General features: G+C 39.8%; 15 protein-coding genes. 1 reads left to right on the forward strand and 14 read right to left on the reverse strand.

What is annotated here, in order from left to right:
* Positions 1 to 26: 26 nt before the first annotated feature.
* Positions 27 to 1,028, reverse strand: coding sequence for a Gfo/Idh/MocA family protein (locus tag IPU53_RS10890; protein WP_207450635.1), 1,002 nt, complete (start codon positions 1,026 to 1,028; stop codon positions 27 to 29).
* A 557-nt stretch (positions 1,029 to 1,585) separates the two neighbouring features.
* Between IPU53_RS10890 and serA the strand changes: the two genes are divergently transcribed.
* Entirely contained in the window at positions 1,586 to 3,196 is a 1,611-nt protein-coding gene (gene serA / locus IPU53_RS10895; RefSeq protein WP_207450636.1) for a phosphoglycerate dehydrogenase, read from the forward strand.
* Positions 3,197 to 3,852: 656 nt separating this feature from the next.
* On the opposite strand, the gene IPU53_RS10900 is transcribed toward serA, so the two are convergent.
* The 13 genes from IPU53_RS10900 to IPU53_RS10960 form a co-directional block, all read right to left on the reverse strand.
* Positions 3,853 to 4,998, reverse strand: a complete 1,146-nt coding sequence (locus IPU53_RS10900) for an HAD family hydrolase (RefSeq protein WP_207450637.1) — start codon at positions 4,996 to 4,998, stop codon at positions 3,853 to 3,855.
* A 44-nt stretch (positions 4,999 to 5,042) separates the two neighbouring features.
* Positions 5,043 to 5,273 carry an excisionase family DNA-binding protein gene (locus IPU53_RS10905; protein WP_207450638.1) on the reverse strand — a complete coding sequence of 77 codons (231 nt, stop codon included), beginning with the start codon at positions 5,271 to 5,273 and terminating at the stop codon, positions 5,043 to 5,045.
* Positions 5,274 to 5,360: 87 nt separating this feature from the next.
* On the reverse strand, positions 5,361 to 5,744 hold the full coding sequence (locus tag IPU53_RS10910; protein WP_207450639.1) for a hypothetical protein: 384 nt from the start codon (positions 5,742 to 5,744) through the stop codon (positions 5,361 to 5,363).
* A 411-nt stretch (positions 5,745 to 6,155) separates the two neighbouring features.
* Positions 6,156 to 7,217, reverse strand: coding sequence for a Gfo/Idh/MocA family protein (locus IPU53_RS10915; RefSeq protein WP_207450640.1), 1,062 nt, complete (start codon positions 7,215 to 7,217; stop codon positions 6,156 to 6,158).
* 14 nt (positions 7,218 to 7,231) lie between these two features.
* Entirely contained in the window at positions 7,232 to 8,098 is an 867-nt protein-coding gene (locus tag IPU53_RS10920; protein ID WP_207450641.1) for a sugar phosphate isomerase/epimerase family protein, read from the reverse strand.
* Between the two features lie 85 nt (positions 8,099 to 8,183).
* Entirely contained in the window at positions 8,184 to 9,164 is a 981-nt protein-coding gene (locus IPU53_RS10925) for a Gfo/Idh/MocA family protein (protein WP_207450642.1), read from the reverse strand.
* A gap of 1 nt (position 9,165) precedes the next feature.
* On the reverse strand, positions 9,166 to 10,140 hold the full coding sequence (locus tag IPU53_RS10930; RefSeq protein WP_207450643.1) for a Gfo/Idh/MocA family protein: 975 nt from the start codon (positions 10,138 to 10,140) through the stop codon (positions 9,166 to 9,168).
* Between the two features lie 160 nt (positions 10,141 to 10,300).
* Complete coding sequence (locus IPU53_RS10935; RefSeq protein WP_242698234.1) at positions 10,301 to 11,509, reverse strand: ROK family transcriptional regulator; 1,209 nt, start codon at positions 11,507 to 11,509, stop codon at positions 10,301 to 10,303.
* Positions 11,510 to 11,706: 197 nt separating this feature from the next.
* Positions 11,707 to 12,426, reverse strand: a complete 720-nt coding sequence (locus IPU53_RS10940) for a LutC/YkgG family protein (protein WP_242698226.1) — start codon at positions 12,424 to 12,426, stop codon at positions 11,707 to 11,709.
* On the reverse strand, positions 12,423 to 13,853 hold the full coding sequence (locus tag IPU53_RS10945) for a LutB/LldF family L-lactate oxidation iron-sulfur protein (RefSeq protein ID WP_207450680.1): 1,431 nt from the start codon (positions 13,851 to 13,853) through the stop codon (positions 12,423 to 12,425). The genes IPU53_RS10940 and IPU53_RS10945 overlap by 4 nt, the downstream gene beginning before the upstream one ends.
* 6 nt (positions 13,854 to 13,859) lie before the next feature.
* Positions 13,860 to 14,585 carry a (Fe-S)-binding protein gene (locus tag IPU53_RS10950; RefSeq protein WP_207450645.1) on the reverse strand — a complete coding sequence of 242 codons (726 nt, stop codon included), beginning with the start codon at positions 14,583 to 14,585 and terminating at the stop codon, positions 13,860 to 13,862.
* Positions 14,586 to 15,096: 511 nt separating this feature from the next.
* On the reverse strand, positions 15,097 to 15,930 hold the full coding sequence (locus IPU53_RS10955) for an alkaline phosphatase family protein (RefSeq protein WP_207450647.1): 834 nt from the start codon (positions 15,928 to 15,930) through the stop codon (positions 15,097 to 15,099).
* A gap of 36 nt (positions 15,931 to 15,966) precedes the next feature.
* On the reverse strand, positions 15,967 to 17,781 hold the full coding sequence (locus IPU53_RS10960) for a glycoside hydrolase family 16 protein (protein ID WP_207450649.1): 1,815 nt from the start codon (positions 17,779 to 17,781) through the stop codon (positions 15,967 to 15,969).
* Positions 17,782 to 17,806: the final 25 nt, after the last annotated feature.

The raw sequence follows: 17,806 nt of genomic DNA on the forward strand, positions 1-17,806 counted from the left end.
CTATTCATCCTTATCACCGACTTTCTTTAAATAGATGAATCATGCTGCTTGTCTGCTGGGTAAATAAGTCCTATTTGTTTTCTAGCTTCTGCCATTATTCGTGCCGTGATCATCGAATGATCATGAGAGTTAATCTTAGATTCTAACTCTCCTTTTTGAATCAATTGAATAAATTCTTCAACCTCATAATACATGGAAGGCAAGGTAGACGCATGGCTAATCGTTTCTTCGCGTCCGTCACGATAGTGAATGCATACCTGTTGTGGGGTTGAGATTTCATCAATGATGATCGTTCCTTCTTCCCCTTGGATTTCCGAGGAGCGATAAGCATTGATGATTTTCGAATGTGTCACAACAGCTTCGAAATCATCGTATTGCAAAAGCAAGCTTCCAGATCCATCTACTCCTGATTCTAGCATTACAGCATTCGCTTTGACTGATTTAGGTTCTCCAAATAATACAACCATCGGATATAAACAATACACCCCTAGATCCATTAACGATCCATTTGAAAATATAGGATTAAAGGCGTTTAGAACACTCCCCTCCCTGTAACGATCATATCTTGAAGAATACTTACAAAAACTTGCATCATATCTTCTTATTTGACCAATTTTATGTATATTTTCCTGGATTGCTTGGAAATTCGGTAATAAAGTTGTTTTCAATGCCTCCATTAAAACAACCTGGTTTTTCCGGGCTGCTTCAATCAAAACTTCCAGTTCCGTCGGATTGGAAGTCATTGGCTTTTCACATAAAACATGCTTCCCTCGGTTTAAAAAGGACAAAGATTGTTTTGCGTGAAATGAATTCGGACTTGCAATATATACAGCATCAAGCGCATCACTTGCAGCCATTTCCTCTATATCTGTAAAAATGAATGAGATTCCATGCTTCTCTGCAAATTCTTTTGCCCGTTCCTCTGTTCGAGAATAAATGGCTGTTAATTGAAATCCTTCTGCTTGTAAAGCTGCTTCAACCATGGAATCTGTAATCCAATTTGTTCCAATAATACCAAACCGTACCATTGTCATGTCTCCTTCCTAATGATCCTTATCTATACTATATTGCATTTGTCGTATTCTTGCATTAATCCATGCCGAAATTTATCGAAAAAAACAAAGTTTGTAAAAAGACTCTTGAAACATTTTGTTTCTATGGTAAAATACTTTGTATATTTATTCAAAATATTTTTAAAGAGGAACTTCAAAAAGACGATGAAAAATCTCCCTGATATATACTCGTCCCTTTGACAGCTTTCTTTACATATCAACAGTGAAGACGAAGACGGCTTGAAGAAAAATTCCTTCAGAGAATCGATGGTTGGTGAAAATCGATGATTTTTTCTCAGAATAGCCCAGCACTTCTGAACTGGCAGTTGCCCGGTCTTAAACCGTTATCTTTCTCGAGGCTGTATGGAAGAGCGGAAGCGCCTGTTTACACAGGAGTTAGCTCTATGTTGTTCCATACAGTAAACGAGGGTGGCACCACGATCTTACGTCCCTCATAACAAGGCGCACGCGTCTGTTATGGGGACGTTTTCATTTTGGAAGATTAATAATACAAAGTAGGAGGAATAGAGAATATGTATAAAGTTTTAGTATCAGATACAATTAGTGACACAGGCTTAACCGCTCTATATGAACATTCTAATTTTACTGTGGATAAGAAACCTGGCCTTTCTCCCAAGGAACTAAAAGGGATTATTGGCGAGTATGATGCCCTAATTGTTCGCAGCCAAACCCAAGTGACAGAAGACATTCTAGAAAATGGCGATAGCCTACGAGTGATAGCCCGTGCAGGTGTCGGCGTTGATAATATCGATATCCAAGCAGCTACAAAAAAAGGAATTATCGTTATTAACGCTCCAGGGGCAAATACAATCTCTGCAGCTGAGCTGACAATGGCGATGATGCTATCTCTTGCGCGTAATATTCCTGCTGCCCATGCTTCTACAACTGAAGGAAAATGGGAAAGAAATAAGTTTAAAGGCGTTGAAATGTATGAAAAAACACTTGGTGTCATTGGCATGGGGAAAATTGGTACAGAAGTAGCCAACCGCGCTCTAAGCTTTGGCATGAATATTCTCGGATATGATCCTTATTTAACGGAAGATCGTGCACATCAAATGGGAATCACGAAAGCATCTTTAGATGAAATTGCACAAGAAGCCGATTTTATCACCGTCCACACCCCTTTAATTAAAGAAACAAAAGGCCTTATTAATGATGACTATTTAGCAAAAACAAAGCCGGGTGTTCGCATTATTAACTGTGCCCGTGGCGGAATTATTGATGAGAATGCCCTTGTTCGCGCACTGAATTCTGGTCAAGTTGCCGGGGCAGCGATTGATGTATTTGAAACAGAGCCAGCTTCAAATACCGAATTACTCCAGCATCCAAACGTAGTTGTCACACCGCATTTAGGCGCCTCTACAGTAGAAGCACAAGAAAAAGTGGCACATGAGGTAAGTGAAGAAATGATTGATATTTTTGAGACTCAATCGATTCGCCATGCGGTCAACATGCCACAGATATCTGGAGAAACGCAGAAGAAACTGCAACCTTACATTACATTGGCTGAGCAATTGGGCACATTAGCCATTCAACTATTAAAAGAAGCGCCAGATCAAGTAGATATATCATATGCAGGAGAACTGGCAGTGGAGAGTACAGATCTTTTAACACGTAATATTTTAAAAGGTATTTTAACCCATCACTTAGGTGATACCGTGAATCTAATCAATGCTCATCATCTATTAAAAGATCAAGGCGTTGCGTCCAATGTATTAAAAAATCCAAAAAGTAAAGGATTCGCTTCTTATATTGAAGTCACCCTTCACCGTGGAGAAAATAAAGCTAATATTGGTGCCACCATCTTAAATGGCTACGGATCTCGAATTGTTAAGATGAATGATTATCGAGTAGACGTTCGACCAGAACCAAATCTATTATATATTAAACATCTTGACATCCCAGGTATGATTGGTCGTGTTGGTTCCACACTTGGTGATTATGATATTAATATTGGCACTATGCAAGTGGGACGTGCTGATGTTGGCGGCCAAGCCATCATGGTTCTTACCCTTGATAAAAAAGCAGAAGGCGATGTGCTTGTTGGCCTGAAAGCTTTAAAAGGACTTGAAGATGCCCAGTATTTAGAACTCTCAATTGAAAAAGTAGCCGTTCCGAATTAATACATGAAGCAAATTCAAATTTGAGTAATCGTAGGAAAGAAGCTGGGACAATAGTGTTTTCACCAAAGAAAAAACGAACTAGTATGGTGTATTTACTCGCTTCGGAAATATACTTCGCTTTCCGCGGGCGAGTGGCAGGTCTCCTCGGGCTTCGCCTTCCGGGGTCTTGCCGAACTCTCACTTCCCGCAGGAGTCTACGTATATTTCCTCCGCTAAGGTAATACATTGTTCGTCTTTAGGGCTTAACATTTTAGTTATGTCCCAGCCTCTTTGTTATTCTGATTGCTTTAAAAATTGCAAGACGCCCGCAAATCGGCGACATGCAAATGATCTGATCCAAAGAAAGGCATCCTTTACTTTCTTTGAATCAGATCATCAACGCCTCGGCGTTATTTAAAGCGCGTAGCATCTCTCCTATGTGCTTCTTTTCTTTGCCTTTACCTTTAGCTCATTTCAGGTGCATAAAACCTTCTACGTACCAATTTTCTTTGACTCTAGCTCTTTTCGGGTGTGTAGCCTCCCTAACCTCTCTTTTGTATCGCGAATAAATTCTGATCTTAAGTTCAGGTTATTATTAATTCAACGTTGTTTCAGGTTAGTCTTATTAAAACCATTGAAATTGCATAGATACGATCGTCATCAAGTCTACAGCCAATTTATTTCTTAGCAAGTGATAGCACGAGTTCTTTCACACCTAGTACATTGTCGAGAATATAATCGGCTTGATATTCCTCAAATTGCTTTCTTGCCTTCTCCCCTGATAGACCGGTTAATACAGCGGCAAAGCGACAGCCCATTGTCCTGGCGGCTATTAAATCAGCTAAAGAATCCCCTACAATCAATGTCTCTTTTCCATTGTCAATTGGAAAAACGGTCTCAAGACACTCGGAAATCGATTTTTGTTTATTGGATAATGCCCACACATATGTAAATGGATGTGGCTTAGATAACCCTGCGTGTTTCTGACACACTTTTTCGGCTGTTAATACATCATCTGCTGTTACAATATTGTTTGGATCAAAATGCTCAAGCCAGCCTAAATGCTGAAAGGGCTCTACGGTTTCCAACTTCGGACGCCCGGTACCAATTCCAATCCGGATACCAGCTTCTTTAAGAGTTCCAAATAAATCTGCAATGGCCTCTGGTTCAGCCAATACCTTTTCGTCACTTAAAAAGCCTTTTTTCCCCAGTTGCACAGAAGGACGTCCTGTTGATTGAAGAACGTATGGATCGCCCACATACCATTCCTGCGAAATAAGCTCACAGGTTGACCACAATTCACCCTGCTCGCCAAAAACCGTATGACCAACTCCTAGTTTTTCCTGAGCAACCTGGTCCAAATGAGTAAATAAACCCGCTTTAGAAGCTTCGGTGCCTTGGAAATCATGGAGAAAACTATCAAAATCGAAAGAGTATTTGGTTTCAGCAAAGACATCTTTCATTTCTAATAAAATCTCACGATTGATCTCATGAGTTACCCAATGAGTGATTCGTTCTTTCTCTGTAGCTTTTAGTTGTTCTAATAGATGAATAATTTGATAAGCTGCAGTTAAGTAAATCATATCCCAGTTCGCATTTAACCCACATGATTTTAAAAACTTCAGCACTTGATCTTGAACAAAAACTCGAGCGCGCATTTCATCGATTTCATTATCGGTATATTGAGTTTTAAATTCGTTTGGACATAAACCTAAATAATGCTCACTACATAAAACCTCCCAAACGGTTAATGCCGATGCATCAAAATAACGTTCCTCACTTAACAAAACACCATCTACATCAAATAAGACTGTTTTAATCATATCGCCTCTCCTTAACACATACTTTCCCATTACTATTTTTTAATTTAATCTTCGTCTTTCGCATCCCAGTCTTCTGGAATCGGTTCTGCTAACCATTCTGCCAGCATTTCCTTATACCTTTCCATTTGCTCTAAATGGCTATCAAATTGATTTTTGTAAATTAAATATTGTTCTCCATCATGTAATGCCCGTATCTTTTGATTGAGAATTAATTTCTCAATTATATCTGGGCTAAGTTGTAAATAATCAGCTGTCTCTGCTATTGTCATATACAAAATAAACCGCACTCCCTATTAAAAAATATTCTATGGTGGATAAAGCGAGAGCCAGTCCCCTTATTGGAAACTGGCCATGCTAGCTTATTAATTTTTTTCGATAGGTGGAATTTCCTTGTTTAAGACCTCAAAGAATTTTTGCACTAAAAAATAAGTGGCTCCTAGATCTCCCAATCCATCGTAGGCTGATACAATATCCACACTGCAACGTAACGGTTCTACTTGTACAATTGTGATAACGATTTGATTACGACGTAACCCTCTTTTTTCGATAAGCATTTCACCACGATCGTAATCAAAATGGGTCACGTTCCAACCCGTCATTTTATTGTTGACAACGGATGTAATCGTTTCAGATAGTTTACGTTTTCCAATCTTATAATAACGTGTTTTCAACTTAGGATCTTTTGCCCTGTCACTAGTTTCCGTAGTGTTTCGCCAAATTCCGGTAATGACGCGCATCACTGACACAGTAATCCCCCCCTTATATTCTATTCAAATATATGTATACATAAGTCTATTATATGTCTTTTCCCCACTGTATGTCCATTATAGAGGATGTTCAAAAAGTCCGGTAAAAATGACGCTGCGAATTTCTTCGTTGGCTTGTTTCTCCGCTGCTCATGTATCTAAATGCATAGATCCGCTGCTCGGAACTTCGCCCCCTCGAACTTTCGACGTACAGGATGTACTAGTGTCGGTGTTGCTGACAGGACGTCAGCGCCTTTAGCCGACTTGATCCTTTTTATCTTCCTTTTTGAACACGCACTTATAGCAAAATAATTCTGTAAAAATCATTATCTCTATAAGAAATGGGTATTTATTCTTGGCATGAATAAATACCCATTTGTAACATCTATGTTTGGTAAGCTAACTTAGCTATTAATCAAAATAGATTTCTTTGCCCTTTTCGGCGGATTCGTAAATACCGCTAAGAATTTTTGTCATTTCGACTCCATCTTCCACTGGGCTAAGCGTTTCTTTTTCTCCTAAGCAAACATCGACAAAATGATCGATTTCCGCTTGGAAGGCTTGGCCAAAGTTGAATGTTTTGCTATCCACTTGTGGCTCAAGATTTAACATTGTATCATATTTCTCTGTCACAATAGCTAGGCTCGGTTCTACTTCCGCGCCACCTTTTGTACCATATAATTTAACGGAGATTTCATCTTGCTTCGCATGTAAGGTAAAGCTGACATCAACAAGTAAAGAAGCACCATTTTCAAAGCGAATCAATGCATTGGCCATATCTTCTACTGTGTTTTTATTTGGATCGTAATCAGCTGCTTTATAGAAAGATAGATTTTTGATATTCTTTCTATTCCCTAATTTATTATAGGTATTTCCAGAAATCGATTTTACTTTTGGACAACCCATTAAATACCAAAGAACGTCGATCACGTGGACACCAATGTCAATTAGAGGCCCGCCGCCAGATCGTTCGACATCTGAGAACCATCCTCCTGGATTTCCAAGTCGACGAATACATGTCGCTTTTGCATAGTAAATTTCCCCAAGATCATCTTCGTCAATAAAATTTTTCAAAACTTGTGTGTTACCAGCATAACGACGTACAAAGCCAACTTGTAGCTTTTTCCCAGTCTTCTTCACTGTTTCTGCCATTTCCTGAGCTTTTTCCATGCTTGTGGTCATTGGCTTTTCAACCATAACGTTTTTCCCACTATTAAGTGCTGCAATCGCAATGTCAGCATGGGAATTGTTCCATGTACAAATGCTAACTGCTTCAATCTCTTGATCATTCATCAGATCATGGTAATCGACATATGTTTTACTTGCTCCATATTTCTCTGCTTTTGCTTTTGCTCTTTCTTCATTCAAATCACAAATCGCATACAACTCTACCTTATCATTGTTAGCATATGCATTTAAATGGGCTTCAGAAATAGACCCCGCACCAATTACACCAATTTTCATTTTACTCATTATCTTTTCTCCTCCTATGCCTCTTCTAAAAACCGTCGAACATTGTCCATGCCGATTTTCGAGCCTTTTTTGCAATCTTCCATTCCTTCAAATTCAACAGAAATATAACCATCATAGCCAGATTCTTTAATGACCTTAGCTACTTCTCGCATATCAATATCCCCATGCCCAACAATGGCTCCCCTTAAATAATTGCCATTCGAGGTTTGAAACCAGCCTTCCCCAGGGGCCTGATAGGACGGACGCCAATAAAAATCTTTAAAGTGAACAAATGAAGCATATGGTAGGTTCTTCTTCACAGCTGCTACAGAATTTTCATCTACACACATAAAGTTGCCAACATCGACCGTTGTTTTGAAATTATCACGATTGACTGCTGTAATTAGACGTTGAACACGGTCACTTCCTTGCACGTAAAGCCCATGATTTTCAATACTCGTAGTAATTCCAAATGGTTTCGCATAATCCGCAATTTCTTGACATGCTTCCACTAAGATTGGTAAATCTTTTTCAAGTTGTACAATTGTCGCATCTTCTCCAGAACGCCAGGCAACATCATGACGCATTAGCTTCACGCCTAATTGATTAGCAATATCCACATGCTGCTTCACTCTTGCGACTTCTGCTTCAAACTCTTCACGACTTTCCGTGATGAAATTCGCCCCGATCAGATAATGTGATATTTCAATTCCTACATCATTTGCTTTGTCTTTGATTTGTTCAATGAGCTCAGGCTTGCTTAGTAAGTCTAAATCCCCCATAGGGACAATTTCAATATGCTCGCCACCTTGATCTGCAACCCATTGAATGGCTTCTAAAATGGTCATTTCTCCAGCATTCATTGCTTGAAATAAGCTGTATGAACTTAATCCGATTTTCATTGAAAACACCTCTTCTTGATCAGATCCAGCAAATAGAAGGATCGACTCTATTAAATATATACCGCTTTATCTTATGCTTAGACTATTATCTTTTAACTAAAACTGTTTCGCCTTTTTCCTGTGACTGATAAGCCGCTTTGACTACTTCTAATGTACGCAATCCATCTACCCCAGTAATGAATGGTGCTCTTCCTTCTTTCACACTTGCGATAAAGTCATTGACCAATCCATCATCCATATCTTCTGCATATGGGAGTTGAGTAATAGCGCTTGCTTCGTCATTATAATACAAAGCAAACTGCTTAAAGGCGTCGACTTCAAGATTACCTTTTGTTCCTACAAATTTAATAATCGCATCTCCCCATGTTGGGAATGTTTGTGGCCTTGACCAACTATGGTCAATGGACACAATGACTCCTGACTCCAGTTCTATACTGACGAGTCCACAATCTTCTACATCAATATCATGGAAGCGAGTGTCCATTTCCGCATAAATACTTTTTACTTCTTCTCCCATCATCCAGCGAATGATATCCATAATATGAACGATATGGTCGGTTGCAGCCCCACCCCCTGACAGTTCTTTTTCAATAAACCATCCACCTGGCATTTTTCCATGGTTCATGCCTGTAATGGCAACTACCTCTCCAATGGCGCCCTGTTGAATTACTTCTTTTGCCTGTTTAAAGCCTGGTGCAAAACGGACTGGATACGCAATTTCAAAAATGACGTCGGCTTCTTCACAAGCTGCAATCATTGCTTTTGCATCTGCCACCTCGGTGGCAATTGGTTTTTCACAAAGAATATGCTTTTTCGCGTTTGCAGCTTTGATCACGTGTTCTTTATGATTGGCATTCTCAGAACAAATGACAACCGCTTCAATATCTGTTTCCAAAAAGTCATCCAAGTTAGAGTAATAATCACAATTGAATTTTTCGCTCATTTTTTTCCCGCGCGCTTCATCCTTATCCCAAATACAAGCCAATTCTGCCTCAGGATGCTTAATAATATAATTGGCGTAGCTTCCGGCATGCATATGAGCGAAACTTATAATCCCAATTTTCATGTTAACGTCCCCCTTCCGCTAAAGTAACAGGTTGACCTGTTGCACTAGATTGAACAGCAGCTTCCGCTAGTTCAATGGCTTTCGCTGCATCTACTGCCGTTACGATTGGTTCAGCTTTCCCAGTAATACAATCCCTAAAATGCTCAAATTGGCGTTGATAAGGATCCTTATGCATCAAGCTTTTAGGCAATTGTACAGAAGGTTCTGATGAGCGCAGATCTAAGGTAACTGGAACGGTTGCATTGTGATCGTATGTAAGCATCCCTTTATCACCTGCTAATTCATAGGTTGCCTGAAATTGAGTTTCTGCCCATGATAGCTCTACATAAGCAATCGTTCCATCTGCCATCCTCACCGTAACAAACCCATACTCCAGTTGTTCACGTTTTATATGTTTGGCCATCACTCTTGTGACATCACCAAATGTCCACTGCAACCAATCAAATTCGTGTGAACCTAAATCTAAGAATAAGCCCCCACTTTGTTCCTCATCTGCATACCATTCTCTTCCTGAAGGAAAAGGTACGCCTCTTGTAAGGCGAATAACACCCGGTTGTCCAATTTTCCCATTTTTTACTTGCTCTCTAGCATTCGCATATTCCGGGAAGAAACGGAGTGTGTGACCTACTAGTAAGTGAACTTGATTTTCTTCACATGCTTGAATCATAGCAGTCGCTTCTTTACTCGTTAACGCCAATGGCTTTTCACAAATTACATGCTTCTTTGCCTGTGCCGCCTGTTTAACAAATTCACCATGTGTAGCGGTCGGTGTACACACATCAACAACATCTACATTTACTTGATTTAGCAACTCTTCCAGACTAGTAAATGGCTTCACATCATATTTTTCAGCAATTACTTGGAGTTTCTCTTGATTTCTAGCAACAATTCCAACCACTTCAACATCTGCTATTTCTTTCCATTTGTCTAAATGCCTTTGTCCCAGCTTCCCTATACCAACTACCGCAATTTTCATCATCATACCACCTCACCAGGGTTCTTTTTGATCATTTCTCTTTCTTTACCTGCTTTATATGAAAATAGCATTACTTAAATCCCTTTTTATCTCGTATGAATTGAGAGCTTTCCTTATCAATCCATATTGGCATTGCCATTATTTTCTTAGAACAGAATATCTAACGAATAGTAGAATGGAATAAATCATCCAATAAAATGGATGCTGCCCCAATAACCTCTGAATCATCGCCAAAAGAACTTGGCAGGATTGCAAATTCCTTCGTATGCGTTTCCAACGAATGGCTTAAAACAAATTCATTTAACCTTCGAATAAAATAAGGGATATTGTTAGCCAGTTCTCCACCTACGATGATTTTTTCCGGATTAAATAGGTTGATGATGCTTACAAGTCCTATTCCAAGGTAGAAAGCCACATCATCCAAGATCGATAGTGCCAATGGATCTTCTTGTAAAACAGCTTGTTGAAATTTTTCGATCGTGAGCTGCTCATTCTCTTTTAACCATTCCGACATTATCGATTTTCTTCCATGCCCAAGCTCCTCTTCAATTCGAGAGTGAATCGTCTGCCAGCTTACATAGTTTTCCAAGCAACCAATATTTCCGCATTCACAGACCGGCCCATTAAAATTGATTGTTGTATGCCCAAATTCTCCAGCACCACCAAGATGTCCTCGATAAATCGCATCATTGACCAGAATACTTGCCCCAACCCCATCACCAATCGTCACATAAATTAGATTTTTCGCCTGTTGATAATGACCATACCCTTTTTCTGCTAAAAGGCTTCCATTTGTATCGTTATCTATGTAGGTCGGGATGTGCAAAGCATCTTCAATTTTGTCTTTCAATGAAACGTTTAACATGTTTAATTTAGGATTATACACAACAACCCCTTTATCAGCATCTACAATTCCTTGAAAGGTAATCGATATCCCTAAACAATTCTCCTTTTGATCAAAGTCTTCTAAAAATTCTTGAAGAAGGTTAATCATAAAGTCACTAATATCTGAATAGGTCTCGTTTAGTAATGAATGGCTGATCTTTTTTTGAACATTGGCGTATAAATTGAATGCTGCAATCGTGATTTTTGATGCATTCACTGCCACGCCAATAAGAAAGCGGTCATTCGGATTTAATTGGACAAGAATGGGTTTTCTCCCACCACTCGAAACTCCTGTTCCACTTTCCATGACAAGCGAATCTTTCATTAAAGCATTAATACAAGAAGCCACCGTCGTTGGACTAATCTTAACGACTTTGGAGATTTCTGCACGGGAGATGGGACCTTGTTTCCGAATGATATCCAGAATAATCGATGTATTTAATTCTCGTATTAACTTGGCATCGCCTGTTCTTACCAATGTCATCTCCACTCTTTCCCTTTCTCCAACAACTTTATTAAGTCTAGAATAGCATACACGATAGGCGGTTTCAATGTTTTATTCAATATTTACTATCTTATTTTTTATCTGGTGCAAGCGTCCGCAAAACCCCTACTTTTAAAACTACAAAACACAAAGAAGTCTAGCAGGCGCTAACACTATATCCAGCTTTTACTTCGCCATCATATATCATCCACAACGATATAAGCGGCTTTTACAGGGCCGTGAACCCCCACTACTAAATCCATTTCAATGTCGGCAGAATTACTTGGTCCTGTTATAAAATTTATACAGGAGGCTAGATGCTCTCCATTTTTCGTTTTTTCTCTTATCATTCGTGCCGCTTGTGTCATCCGCGGAACGATCGAGCTTTTTGGAACAATCATAATCGATTTTAGTGGCAAAAAGCTGACTGATCTGCCACGATCTTTATGACTAAATTGCACGACTGTGCCCGATTCAGCAAGCGTTATATCACTAATTGTAATCCCAATATTGCAAGCCTCCGCAATATCAATATTGGCTCTTCCTTTTAGGTAATCCCATTCATGAACCTCAATCTTTTTTTGGGGCCATTTTTCTTTTAGTAATGAGGATAAGCCGTATGCTGTAAAACGAGAGTCTTTCCAAGTAATGATTGGCCCACCCCCATACTCCTCTACAAGCCGTTTTAAGGTTTCTTCCAAATCCGCCTGTGTGGTTTTGATAAAATCTGTATGGATATGGAGACATTGGTCTTTTAAAACTTCGACTAACTCATCTGCGCTTTTTCCTTGGAGTACAGTCGCTTGAGGTTGATGCTTCCATTTTGGCACTTCTGGTTTGTCAAGCACTGCCTCACGTCCAAGCTGATTCGCAATCTTTTGCAGAAAGTGATCCCGATTTTGAATGGTTCCACTCATGATCGATCTCCTCCCTTTTTATGCTCTTTAAACCAATCTCTAAATCGATGTTTACCTGGAGCAGGAAAATCGCGGATTTCTGTCCAAGCTTTTAAAGGCCCAACACCTTTTGAGATTTTCCCATCTTTGGTAAGAGGATTTAGAGCTGTTGGAGCCATTTTCGATCCCATTTTGTATAAAGTTGGAGAAGCCGCCCCTAGACCAAAAGCCTTCATCAATAATTTTTCAGAGACTGGAGCCCTTCCTTCATTTTCTACAATCACCTGTCGATGTTTGTGCAATAAGTCATGGAGCGGGATTTTGACTGGGCAAGCTTCTGTACAAGCTCCACATAAAGTAGAGGCATACGGAAGTTCCTTGTAGTCATCATATCCACCTAGTAAAGGCGATAATACTGCTCCAACGGGACCTGAATAGATAGATCCATAGGAATGCCCACCAACATGACGATAGACAGGACAAACATTGACACAGGCAGCGCAACGTATACATTGAAGAATCGACTGAAATTCTCCTCCTAAAATATCGGCACGACCATTATCGACTATAACGAGATGAAATTCATCCGGACCATCGACATCTCCCTCATCCTTCGTACCTGTTAATGTTGTAATATAGCTTGTTAATTTTTGGCCAACAGCACTTCTGGTTAATAAGCTCACCAATACTTCCAATTCTTCAAAAGAAGGAACCAATCTTTCCATACCCATGACTGTAATTTGTGTTTTCGGTAACGCAGCTACAAGATCGGCATTCCCTTCATTCGTCACAAGACAGATGGACCCGGTCTCCGCCACTGCGAAGTTGCAGCCAGTGATGCCTATATCAGCCGTCATATATTCATGTCGCAGCATTTCACGAGCATGTGTGGCCAATTCCTCTGGTTTTTCGGTATTTTGGTAATCGAGCTTTTCTGTGAATACATCGCGAATTTGCTCCTTGTTTTTATGTAACGCAGGTGCCACAATATGGGATGGTGGATCATGATCATCCACTTGTAGGATATATTCTCCAAGATCAGTTTCAATTACTTCACAACCCGCCTCTTCCAGGCAAGCATTCATATTAATTTCTTCTGTTACCATTGATTTTGACTTAACGATTTTTCGAGCGTTTTTCTTTTGTGCTACTTCTTTTATATATTGATTTGCTTCCTCTGGGGTTTGTGCAAAATAAACATGACCACCCCTTCCGGAAACCTTTTCGCTTAATTGATATAAATAATAATCAAGGTTCTCTAAGACATGCTGGCGTATCTCTTCTCCATGTGACCGCCAGTCTTCCCAGTTCCCCAATTCTTCTGCTGCATCCAATCTTCTTGTCCGCAATCTTTCTTGGGCTCCAGATACGGCATTTCTCATGAATGAATCATGAATACCCTTATCAATGCGTTGGGTAAAGTCCTCTGTTCCTATTTTCATCGGCATCAATTCTCACGCTCCTTGCCTGCTGTTTAAGATTTCGGCAATATGCAGAACCTTTATCGGTTTTTCTTTTCTATCAATCCGACCACCTATATTCATTAAGCAGCCGCAATCAGCTCCAATCAACACATCAGCTTCCGTTTCCTCGACATGCTGTACCTTCTCATCGACCATTTGCTCTGAAATCGTTGTCATCTTAACAGAAAAAGTGCCACCAAATCCACAGCAATTATGTTTTCCCGGCAGTTCTGTAAACTGAAGACCTTTCACATGATTTAGTAGTTTCAAAGGAGCCTCCTTGACCCCAAGTAATCTCGTCATATGACATGATGTATGGAGGGTCACTTTCCCATCAAATGTGGCTCCTACATCCTCTATTTTTAAAACATCAACGATAAATTGTGTTAATTCATAGGTTTTACCTGCCAATTCCTTTGCTTTCGGCCCCCACTTTGGATCATCTTTAAAAAGATTTTGGTATTCATGAAACATATACGCACAGGATCCAGAAGGACAAACAACATATTCAGCATCTGAAAAAGCAGCAATCATTTTTTTCATCGCTTCTTTCGATTCCTTCACATACCCACTATTATAAGCTGGCTGTCCACAGCAAACCTGCGACTCCGGAAACTCCACTTCACAACCTAAATGCTCAAGTAGTTCAACCGTCGCTTTTCCTACATTGCTGTTAAACATATCTACGAGACATGTGACAAAAAGTGTCACCTTCATGCTTTTCATCCCTTTCTTAAAAGCTCTTACTCTATTTTACCTTATGAAGCAATACATTCCAACAGAATGAATATTTTTAATGGCAGCAAATCATTTTTTATAACGATACAGCTATCATTGTATTTAAATAGGCGCTAGATGGTTACACCCTGACACAATGGCTATTTTTTAGGAAGTTAGTATATAGACTAAAATAACCTGATCGGGTGAAATAACCCAATCAGGTATATATCTTAACCAGCAAAATTTATTATTTTGTTAAGAAAAGCGCAAGCGCCTTGCTCAGCCCCGACAAACAAATGTTCTGAGACAAGAAAAGTCCGGTTTTGACTTTTATTGGCTCAGGTTATTAAGCGGAACATCGGCTAAGTTCGCGACGTCCTGGTGCTTCGTCTGCACTAGTATATCCTGTACGTCGCAACGCCGATGGACTTGCTCCTGCGACTCTCGAGCAGATGACGCCTGAAGCTGGACAACAACTGCCCAGCCTTGAGCAATCTTAAGAAAAACTTTATACTTTCTTATCTGTTAAAAACAGTCCCTTTGGTACCTCAGCTTCAAATGACTCAGGTGGTTCTATTCTTAATGCATAGAGGACAATGGCAGCCGTATTCATAATTGGAAAACCTGTTTTTAATTCTACTTCTGTATTAATTCCTGGGCCATGGCAACCCCAGAAAACCGTTTTGTCTTGGGGGTGATCACTTCCATGTGAATAAGGATCATCTCCTCCACCTCCGTGATCGGCCGTCACAATCACCAAACTACTGTCTACTAACTTGGCTTTTTGTAAAGCATTAAGGATCGTCCCTACATGTTTATCCGCTTCTGTAATACTTTTAAGATATGACTTTGTCCCATATCCATACTGATGCCCCGCTGCATCTGGGCCGTCTAACTGAACATAAATTAAGTTTACATCTTTGTTTTCCAAAATATATGTTGCGACGGAATCCGCCAATTCTGCGTCAGGTTGAGAGACGGAATGATCTTGAGAGGATTGTTCAATAATACCATGATTGATCGGCTCCCACGCGCTAAAGGCTGCTAATTTACTAGCAGGGTCTGCTTGTTTGATGATTTTAAAAATAGATGGGTACTGGGAATCCTCTGGGTATGTTTTCGTGGCAACAATATCATTATTCAATCCATGTACATCTGGTGACACACCATGTAATAAGGAACCCCAACATTCTGCACTAATTGTTGGTGAATTTGCTTGAGCAGAATAGGTAAGTACTCCTTTTTCTAACAAACCATCAATATTCGGTGTTTCTGTTTCTTTAATAAAGTTTCCGGCACCGTCTAAGCCAATAATCATGACTCTCTCAATCTTATTCGCCATTTTCTTCGTTCCCTCCTTCTACTACCTTCTCTAACATTATACTAATTTTACCAATTGATGAGTATAAATGGTACTATCTAGAGAATATCTATCAGGTTCCTTGGCTTGTATACGGGTATGCGCGATCACAAAAAAGTAACTTCCCCTTTGTGCGTCTTCTGTTACTTGTAATACGCCATCCTTAGAAATGGTTATTCCGTTAATCCTTGTAATATCTTTCAGTGTGGTCCCTTCCGCAATGACCCATTCAATCGGTTGGCCCCCTACTTTGTCTCCATATTGATCCAATAAGTGAGCGTAGAATGTTTGATTTTGAGTTTTCTCGTACTCCGGAATGTTTATCTCCACTACTTTTTGCTGAGGGGCGATTTGCATTTGCAATGGCTGTGGAGCCTTAGTTGACACCTTGATATGAAATGTCTTTTTCACCTTTGGATTCGATTTTACTTTGGCTGTTACAAATAAATCAGCGTTCTCGGAAATATTTTGCGTGAGGGCAATCTCTCCAGTTTTAGTATCCATCCTTGCCCCGCGAATATTTTTTGCACAATCTCCCGAAATCGTTTCGGAAAATTGCCATATAAGAGGAGTATCCGCGTAGGGTTCATCAAATTGATCTAGAACAGTTGCTTGCAATTTAAATGAAACAGATTCCTGTCCTTCTGGTCGTTTAATACAGTATCGTAGTCCCGCTCTCTCAAAGCGAATATCATTTGCTCTCAAAGGCTCATCTTTTTTATACACTCGAAAATAATCAATAATAAACTCTTTTGGAAAAATCCGGTTCGCTTTACCCATTCCACCTTGAGGGTATAAGCCTAAAAAAGTCATCATCCGATAATCGAATGTTCGGTCCGTTGTTTGTACAAGTTGATTATCCACATAATATTTTGTACCGTTTTCATCCCATTCAAAACCGTAAATATGAAACTCGTTCCCCGGGTCAAAATCAAACCAGGTTTCCGGTACATGTAAATACTTAAGGCTTGTACTGTTGTTCGGATGCATGACTGGACGCCAAGATGATAATTGATCCAATCCGATTTCGATAATATCGACTTCACCTGTTTCATTCGATGTTCGTTTATCTGTGATGGTTGGATCCGTTATTTCTGCGTATAGATTTTGATCATCTTGTACTCCAATCATCCACCACGCTACATGACTTCCATCCCCTGTGTTTGGCAATTTTGCGCGAATTTCAAAATAGCCATATTTGGTCGCAAAGCCATCAAACTCCGGTATCATCCTACTATCTTCATACTTATTATTTCCAAATCTATGAAGATATGTCTTCTCAAATGAAGTAATACTCGAATTTTCGGCTCTATCATAAGGGCTCCATGGTGCAGAATCAATATCAGCCCTTACGACAATCGCCCCATCCTCCAACTTATAATTTGTTTTCGATTTTATATCATCAGACCAATTTCTTAAATATTGGTTTGTCCATATTGAGCGATCTAAATATTCCTCATCGAATTCATCATGGCGATAAAGGTGCCAACCTGGTTTTTCAAGTGGATTGGGTGGCATATCTTTCCCAGCATTTTTTTCGATTTTCACCATTTGCTTCGCTACGAACTCGGGGTCATCTATAAAACTGGCCATCACTTCGATTGTCCCTGGCTTTGCTTTTGGCTGAATAACAAGCAATCCTTCTTGATCAATAGATAGGCCATGTACCGAGGGGGTAATCGACCAAGTTACATCATGTAAATCGATCATTCTGTCCTCGCTAATCCTACTCCTTATTCTAAATCTCCGTCGCGTATACCCAGAATGAGGGATCTTTAGTTCGAGCAACGGAGGCATATTCTGATCACGGTCTACAATTTCGATTTTATTCATCTTATATCCTCTCATTTCTCCCTAA

It is taken from the genome of Bacillus sp. SD088, from assembly GCF_017355205.1.
GTDB lineage: Bacteria > Bacillota > Bacilli > Bacillales > Bacillaceae_C > Lederbergia.